3 protein-coding genes are annotated in these 8365 nt (G+C 32.9%); all 3 read left to right on the top strand.

Going from position 1 to position 8365, the window contains the following annotated elements; translation table 11 throughout:
• The first annotated feature begins 674 nt into the window (after window positions 1-674).
• The 3 genes from TY19_RS00675 (at window position 675) to TY19_RS00685 (ending at window position 8184) form a co-directional block, all read left to right on the top strand.
• On the top strand, window positions 675-1865 hold the full coding sequence (locus TY19_RS00675; RefSeq protein ID WP_042278926.1) for an ATP-binding cassette domain-containing protein: 1191 nt from the start codon (window positions 675-677) through the stop codon (window positions 1863-1865).
• Window positions 1866-2040: 175 nt separating this feature from the next.
• Complete coding sequence (locus TY19_RS00680; RefSeq protein WP_052354701.1) at window positions 2041-3645, top strand: efflux transporter outer membrane subunit; 1605 nt, start codon at window positions 2041-2043, stop codon at window positions 3643-3645.
• Window positions 3646-4137: 492 nt separating this feature from the next.
• On the top strand, window positions 4138-8184 hold the full coding sequence (locus TY19_RS00685) for a hypothetical protein (protein ID WP_042278927.1): 4047 nt from the start codon (window positions 4138-4140) through the stop codon (window positions 8182-8184).
• Window positions 8185-8365 lie beyond the last annotated feature (181 nt).

Here is an 8365-nt window from a genome sequence, read left to right on the forward strand (position 1 = left end):
ACAAATTCATTAAAAAAAATATATTTTTATATTTATTCCCATGTTAATACCATTTAAATAAATTATTAATATAATTAAATATTTAATTATCTAATTTTTAAAGAAATATAAAGGCATAAAGAGGGACAGAAGTAGGCAAAACTATTAATATAAAACTTTAAAAATGAAATTCTTATGTTTCAAAAAGATAGTCGTAAGTATTTGATAGTTAAATAATTAAAATTATAAATCATATCTTGTCGATAAGTTGAATGAATGATAAAGTGTTGTTGTCATTTATTTTCAATAAGCCCATAACTTTATAAAATTTTGTGATAGAAGCATTATAGCTAAATATTTTATAGAACTTAATAGAGGAAGAAATGATAATAACAAGCATAAATATATAAGTATTATTTTAATTTTTCTATATAATTTTTTTGAAAGATTCTAAATAAAAACACATTTAAACAGCGGCTTAGCAAAACATTTTATGTTTAATACCTCCTCCTCTACTCCGAAGACACTTAAGCAATTTTGGATCCTTTGCCCTCCTCACTTTTCAACAACTTATCGAAGCTTCATCAACAATTTGGCTAGTAATAATTGTTAAAAAAATTACAGCGGGAGAAGCTTTTTTTTCTTATTTATTTATCTATCTTACTTCCTTAGTATTTCCCTATATTCCCGGTTGTATGGCGAGCATTATAAAAATTTCTTGGCGCCAGGAAGCTCAACGCTCTTTCATCAATGCATTTGTCTCGTCTAATCGCAATCAAATTGGTGAATGGAATAATAAAGGAATAAGAGAGGAAAAACTTTCTATTCTAACTGCAGAAGCTCCCAACGCTTTACAAACTCTAATCGATTATGTTTATGATTTGTATGCCTATGTGATTAGTGTGTTTTTTAACATCTTTGCTTTGTCAATTGTCGTCGAGCCTTTGTTTGGACTAGCGTATGCTATCAGTGTTTTAACAGTTTTGGTTGTGATGAAAGCTAAACGACGCTTGCAAAGGCGTTTAACAAAAAAAGCTTTAACAGCCCGTATAGATCTTTATCAATCTCTATTGGCTGCGTGGGATAATGTATTATTAGGCAACCGATATAATTTTAAATTGTGGGAAGATAGAACAACCCAACGTTTAAATCGATGTTTGCAAAAGAACGTAGATTTAGAGCGATTTGATCAAGTTTTAGCAATTGTTATCTCTTTACTGACCTGCATTCCTTCACTTATCGTTGTTGTTTACCATGTTTACACAAATCGTCATAGCGTAGCTAATTTAACAGCATTTTTAGTCACTCTCCCTATCCTTTTTAATATCTTATCTTATACTTATCAAACCCTTAGCTTAATTTTCCGCTGGACAATGCATCGGAGTAAGTTACTATCAATTTATAAAACCATTCAACCCGCTACTGATGCTCAACAAATGATGGAGAAAAAAATCAAATGGTCAAAAATTCAATTAGATGCTTCTAATTTACCTAAAACTGACCATGTGTCTTTATCAGTCCCTCCAACCTTAAATTCTCACTTAGATTTGTTAACTTTCACTCAACAATCTGGTCGAATTACATTAAGAGGTGAAAATGGAGCTGGAAAGTCAACAGTCCTTATGCTTGTAAAAAATGCTCTTTGTGACCGAGCTTTTTTTCTCCCGACACAAAACCAGCTAAGCTTCATTTCTGAGACAAATAAATATTCTACAGGCGAGTCTTTGCGAAGCAGACTCTTAGAAATTATTGACAAGGTTGATGTAGATGTTCTTTTGCTTGACGAATGGGATGCTAATTTAGACAAAGACAATCGCGAAAGTTTATCTGCGTTAATCGATGAACTTGCTGAAAAAAAATGTGTCATCGAAGTTTGTCATCGATAAACTTTTTTTAGATGTTTTTAAAGCTAAATTTTGTTTTTCCGCGAAATAAACTTTTTACAAAACTATATTTCCTTTATATGTTAATTTCATTAATTGGTTGCTTACCTAACCATTTCCAAAACGTAATTTTAGTAGCCAAAACAAATCTATAAACGAACTCGAAACGTAAGTTAACATGCAATATATCAAATTTTTTATTTTTTCCACTTTAAATCGTTTTTTAATTCTGCTGTTGATTTGTATAAGCTTTCAAAGTTGCCGATTAATTGCCCCATATCAAGCCCCTCTTATAACGACTCCTCAGGTCTGGAAAAATGCAAGTAAGATAAGCACCCCTGAAAAATGGGAAAAGGATTCCGTTAATGAAGGCCCTTCCAATTTAGCAAAGGAAGAAACATCAAGTTTTAATCAAGAGCAACGTTTCGAACAATCAAAAAAAGATTTAGATTACTGGTGGGAAATTTTTGATGATCCTATTTTGAATAAGTTAGAAGAGCAGGCTTTAGAATTAAATCATACTCTTGGGGCAGCATTCGAACGGGTGATACAATCTCGGGCAATTGCTCGTATTGATCGAGCGTCTCTGTTTCCTACTGTCAATTTTTCTCCTTCTTATGCACGATCTGGAATGTTACAAAAAAACGCCCTTGGAAATGCGATTTCCTCTTCCCAACAAAACAATCAAGATGCGATGTTCAGCAATTTACCTCAGACTGTTCGAGGTATTCAATCTCAATATTTTTTATCCTTTGATTTTAACTACGAACTAGATTTATGGTCTAAGCTAACCAACACCTATGAATCAGCTATTTTTCGATCCCAAGCATCTACTCAAGCTTATGTAAGCATTTTACTAACGTTAACAGCTGATATTGCTTCAAATTACTTCCAATTGCGTGATCTAGATTCTCAACAAGCAATTTTACAAAGAACAATTGAAGCAAGACAAAAAGCTTTTGATATTAATCAAGCACGCTTTAATGCTGGTTTAATTGTTTATTCTGATGTCAGTCGAGCTAAAGTAGAGCTTGCAAGAGCTCGCTCAGATCTTGCCAACATCCAACGTCTTCGAAGTTTACAAGAAAATATTATTGCAACTTTAACCGGAACCCCCGCCACTGTTTTTTCTATCAAATTTAACCCCATTAATGCTCTTCCACCTTCCATCCCAACGGGGCTCCCTTCTGAACTTCTTTACAGAAGACCAGACATTGCGGAAGCTGAAAGAAATCTTGCAGCTTCCTACGCGGAAATTGGAATTGCTTATGCTTCTTTTTTTCCCACAATGAATTTAAATGCAGGTTTTGGACTTGAAAGCCCGTTTGTTCACTCTTTAATTTCTTGGAAAGCTCGGCTTTGGGAAATTGGTTTGAATCTGATACAAACTGTTTTCGATGGAGGAAGAAATTGTGCCAACTTAGCTTTCACAAAATCTCGTTTTCGAGAGACTTTAGCTAATTATCAAGAAAATGTATTAATTGCTTTTCAAGATGTAGAAGATTCATTAGTTAATCTTCGTCAAAAAGCCTTACAAGCAGAAGCATTAGAAGCTGGTGTGAAAGCTGCAAGAGAAACCCTTAAATTATCTCAAATGCGCTACAAAAGAGGCCTTATTAATTATTTAGACGTTGTGGATGCTGAACGCACTCTTCTGGAAACAGAACAAAATACTGTTATTGTGCTAGGTGAACGATATATTTCAACAATTCGTTTGATCAAAGCTTTGGGAGGAGGATGGGATACCCAATTTTGTACTCCTAAATACTGGGAAACTGATTAAACCATATAGGATAAAAAAATAAATTAAAAATTTATTAAATTTAATTCCATTATCAAGGTTTTAATTCTAAGAATAACTAAATTTTTTAATTTTTATTACCTTACTTCATTTTTATACTTAAGTATTATTAATTTATCTTATTTAAGATTTTTTTCTCACAATTAAAATCTCACATTGCCACGAATTTAGCCCCATTTAATCAAAACTAAATAAATAGTTAATCAAATCTTAACATCGATTGACATTTAAGATTTTGTAAATTATCTTATAGCTTCTCTCGAAGAGGAAAATTGTTTTTATACATAAGTGGATTCGAAAACTAAAATTTTGGCTAAGCTGACAATCTAGATTTGGAGTTGTTAAGCATTTCATCTGTACATACACGAACGTTAGAATATATTTCAAAGACGGTAAAGAATAGCAACTTAGCCAAAGTCCATTTTTTAAATTTACCTGTATAATAAAAGGTAAAACTTTATAAGGCTACAGTTCATGCGCTCTTTTTTTTCATACCGTTTATCGTATCTATTATTGTTTTTTTGCATTCTTCTCGGAATTGGATTAATCACTTTGCCTTCCATTATAAGTTCTGAATGGGGTAAAAAACAGGTTGTTACTTGGATCAATCGTTCGATTCCTGGCCAAATTGAAATAAATTCTTTAAATTTGCGGTGGGGAAAAGGGCAAATCATTGAAGGAATATTGCTTAAAGATCCAGAAGGTCGCTCTGTTATCGGAATTGAAAAATTTTCTACCGATGCTGCTTTCTGGCAATTTTTACTTGGAAGTACAGATTTAGGAGAAACCCATTTACAAGAATTAAATGTGGCAATTGTCACTGATAATAAGGGAGATAGTAATCTTCAGAGAGCATTTGGTTATGACCGCCATGTAGAATATGCACCTTTGCCACCAACAACAATCTTACTTTCTGATGTGAATGGGACAATTTCTTTTTTCTCTAAAGGAAAACCTTTAGCTGCTCATCTGAAAGGTAATACCAAACAAGAAAATCTTTCAGGAAATTTTGAAATTGACATCACATTACCTGGACTTAAAGCCAGTAACTGGGAAAATTTATCTATTAATGCTCAAAATTATTTAACTATAGATGGAAGCAAAGATGCTCATATATATGCAAAAATTGTTAATTTCCCCGTTGAGTTATTAGATCGCTTTATAGCATTAAAAATACCCGGCTTAAATACAGTTTTTTATTCTTTATTTGGAGATCGTCTCAATTTACAAATTAATAAAGAACCGAGCTCTGAAGGACTAGCATTTCATTTGAATGCTTTATCACCTCAAATGCAAGGAGATGTCAAAGGAAAAATTTCTAAAGGAGTCTTCAGTCTTCGAGAACCTGGTCGATTCACTCTCAATCTAAGACCCGAATCTATAAACCTTTTTACACCTCATTATTTTCAACTCCTTGAATCATCGCAGCTAAAGCTATTAGTTTATGATTTTCATCTCCCCCTTACTTTTTTTGATTCCAATAGCATTATCGATCCATGCCAAATAGCTTTTAAAACCCAAGCAGAAATTCCCACCATCTTTTTAGAATTGCCTTCAATCGGAGAAATTAAAGTTTTTTCTTTAAAAACAGCTCTAGAATCCACCCTTTGTGCCCCAACGGCGAATTTACAATTAATTGGTCAAGGACAACTCGAACAAGAAAAATTCGATCTCCGTTTTGAAACCGTAGTCGTTAAACCAGAAAATTGGCAGGATTTACAAACTGAACTAAAAAAAGAAATGGAATCTTCCTTAAAGATTTCTAATTTTCCTTTAAAATTAGTTCCTTTTTTAGAAGACCACCCAGAATTAATCAAACAAGCAGGTTCCTTTGCCGACCTTCAATTTTCAATTAAAGCAAAAAATGAAGGTGAATTTTCTTTATCTTTATCTATACAAACCCCGCAAATAGTTCTTAATCAAGCACAATTTAAAATTGGAAAGGAGATTAAGCTAATCTCGCCTTTAAATTTAAGTTGGATTTTTCCTTCAGATTGTTTGAAATCAATGTTTTCTTCAGAACAATTTGCTCTAGATCAACCCTGCCCAGTTTTAATTACAATTAACAAATTGCATATTCCGTTAAATGGTCAAACAAATAGCCGCTTACAATTAGAATCAACGATAAAACTGATCCAACTTTCTTATCTTACTGATTTAGGAACCGTACAATTAAAAGACATTCAATTAAAAATAGATGGCGATAATTTCTCTACATTTCAAACTCACTTATCATCGCAACTTTCTTTTTTAAAAAACGATGGGTTTTACTCTCCCCTCTTAAACAGACCTGTGCAATTTAATCTATATACTCTTGCACAAATGGAAAGCCATAATCATCTTAATTTTCCATTTTTATTACTTCAAATGCAAAATTCAAACTTTAAGGCTGAAATTGAAGGAAGTCTGATGAATGAGGTGCTTGCTTTAACAAAACCCTTACAGATTAATTATTTGTTAGTGCCGGAGGCTTCTCAAGAACTAAGTGCAGCTTTTCAGCTTAGTTTACCGAAACTTAAAAAACCTTCTTTTATTCAATTAACTGCGGAACCAACTCAAGTCAATCTCGAATCAAAGAATCTAAGTAGTCTATTGTTAAACGGTAAGCTTAGCATCGATCGCATTGAGACAGAAGAAAAAAAACAGGGAACATTATTAACACTTGAGCAGTTGCAAGTTGATTATTCTTTGCAGGCGATGAAAAATATTGCTCAGTTTGATTTAGAGGGATTAGCATATACTGAGGGTCAAAAACAAAAAAACAGTCAAATCGATGCAAAAATTATTGTTAATAATTGGTTGTCCCCTAACTTTGAAATTGATTTAAATCATTCTTCAACAGATATTACAACGGATATTAGATGCCTATCCACCAAATTTTTCAGTGCTCTTCTCAATCTCAAAGATTTAACCCCACTAATTGGGCCTCAGTTGGATATAGATTTGAAGACACTCATTTCTCCGGATCGCCAAATACCGACTTATTGGGATCTCTTCTTTGATAGTGATAAATTGCATGCAAAAGCACGCTTGAGAATTGATAAATTTATTACTTTATATGAATCAGCTAATCCTTCAGGAGAAATACGCTGGACAATAACACCGGAAGCTTACCAACATCTCCAAACTATTTTTTCTTCTGACAAAATGACCTCCTTAACTTTGTCGGGTCCTGTCACACTTAAAGGAAACCTTAGCCATTTATTAATTCCTTTTCCTTGCTGTACCTCAGAAAATTTAAAAAAAGGAATGATTGATTTTGAATTCACTACAACACCTATTAAGTGGAAAGAACACCCTACACTTCTCCCTTTTTCCGTCCAAGGACAAGTTAAAAGTCGAGATCTCATTGAAAGCATTGATATTAATTTAACTTCTACTTCCTCCGATTCTTCTTTCGCAATAGATGGAAAAATTAGTCAATTATTTACTTCAGAGGGAAAGTTAAAAAATTGGCAAGAAGTTAACATTCAATCTCAGCTCAAAGCTCGAAAACTTCCTTCATTATGGATTCAAACGTTGTTATTCCTAAATGATAAGCAGTACCAGCGTTTAAATGCCCTTGTTGGGGAACATATTGACGCAAAGATTCTGTGTGATCTCAAACACTTAACAGGCCCTCTTCAACTTGATCTTGAGGGAACAAATGGACATGTGAAATTGAATGGACTATTGAATCAGGGGACCCTCACTTTATTAGAGTCATTTAATTGGGAAATACAAGTAACTCCTCTGCTTAGTCAAACACTTTTAGAAGACAGTATGCCTTTACTAAGCTCTGCTATTAAAGCCCAAAATCCCATTAAATTGCAGATTGCTCCTACTGGTTTTGCTTGTCCTTTATTTCCCTTTGATTTGAATAAAATTTCTATTGAAAAAGGATCTGTGGATTTAGGGAAAGTTAGTTTTCGCAACGAAGGTGAATTAAAAAATACTTTAGATTTAATTCGACCTATTTTAGAAAATCCCTTTACCATTTGGTTTACTCCTCTTTATTTTAAATTAAATAAAGGAATTTTAAATTTAAAAAGATTAGATTTTCTAGTTGGCAACCAATATCACCTAGCAAGCTGGGGAGAAATTGATTTAACACACCAGAAAATGAACTTAGTATTAGGATTAAGTGCGCAAGCCTTAAAGTTTGCTTTCAACATTCCTGGATTAGAGGATAATTATTTATTACAAATTCCTATAAAAGGAAGAAAAGGAAGTGTTGAAATTGATAAAAAGCGAGCTGCAGGCAGGATCAGCGCTTTAGTTGCACAGTTGAATGGGGATCCAAAAGCTAAATTACTTGGAAACGTATTAGATGCTGCTATGTCTAATCTTCTCGATGCGACACCACCTACTCCCACCACTATTCCTTTCCCTTGGGAAAAAGATTTTAACGAAGCAAAAACAAATAACAATGAGAATTTGTCTGACGATGAAAACAAAAAATTCTTTGATTTGAATCCTAAAGGCCTTATAAAAGAAGTGGAAAAAGGAGTTTCTAACTTTTTAGATAAATTCGTAAAATAAAAAACCTTGCCAGACGAATTTGTATCCACGCATCTAATTTTTTTAAAATCTATTAAAATTAAGTATTGATTTTCCTTAAAAACAAAATGTTTTGTTTTTTCTTATGCAATAGAATAAGCACTCTATTAACCTGAACTTTGGGTTTAGGTGTTTAGGCTTAAACAAGATACATAAAATTTGA

Origin of the sequence: Candidatus Protochlamydia sp. R18 (genome assembly GCF_000648255.1) — a bacterium.
GTDB classification, from domain to species: Bacteria; Chlamydiota; Chlamydiia; order Chlamydiales; family Parachlamydiaceae; genus Protochlamydia; species Protochlamydia amoebophila.

Bases quoted from the DNA above. Each gene is read 5' to 3' on its own strand.
- TY19_RS00675 (WP_042278926.1), top strand. From the start codon at position 675: ATGGCGAGCATTATAAAAATTTCTTGGCGCCAGGAAGCTCAACGCTCT.
- TY19_RS00680 (WP_052354701.1), top strand. From the start codon at position 2,041: ATGCAATATATCAAATTTTTTATTTTTTCCACTTTAAATCGTTTTTTA.
- TY19_RS00685 (WP_042278927.1), top strand. From the start codon at position 4,138: ATGCGCTCTTTTTTTTCATACCGTTTATCGTATCTATTATTGTTTTTT.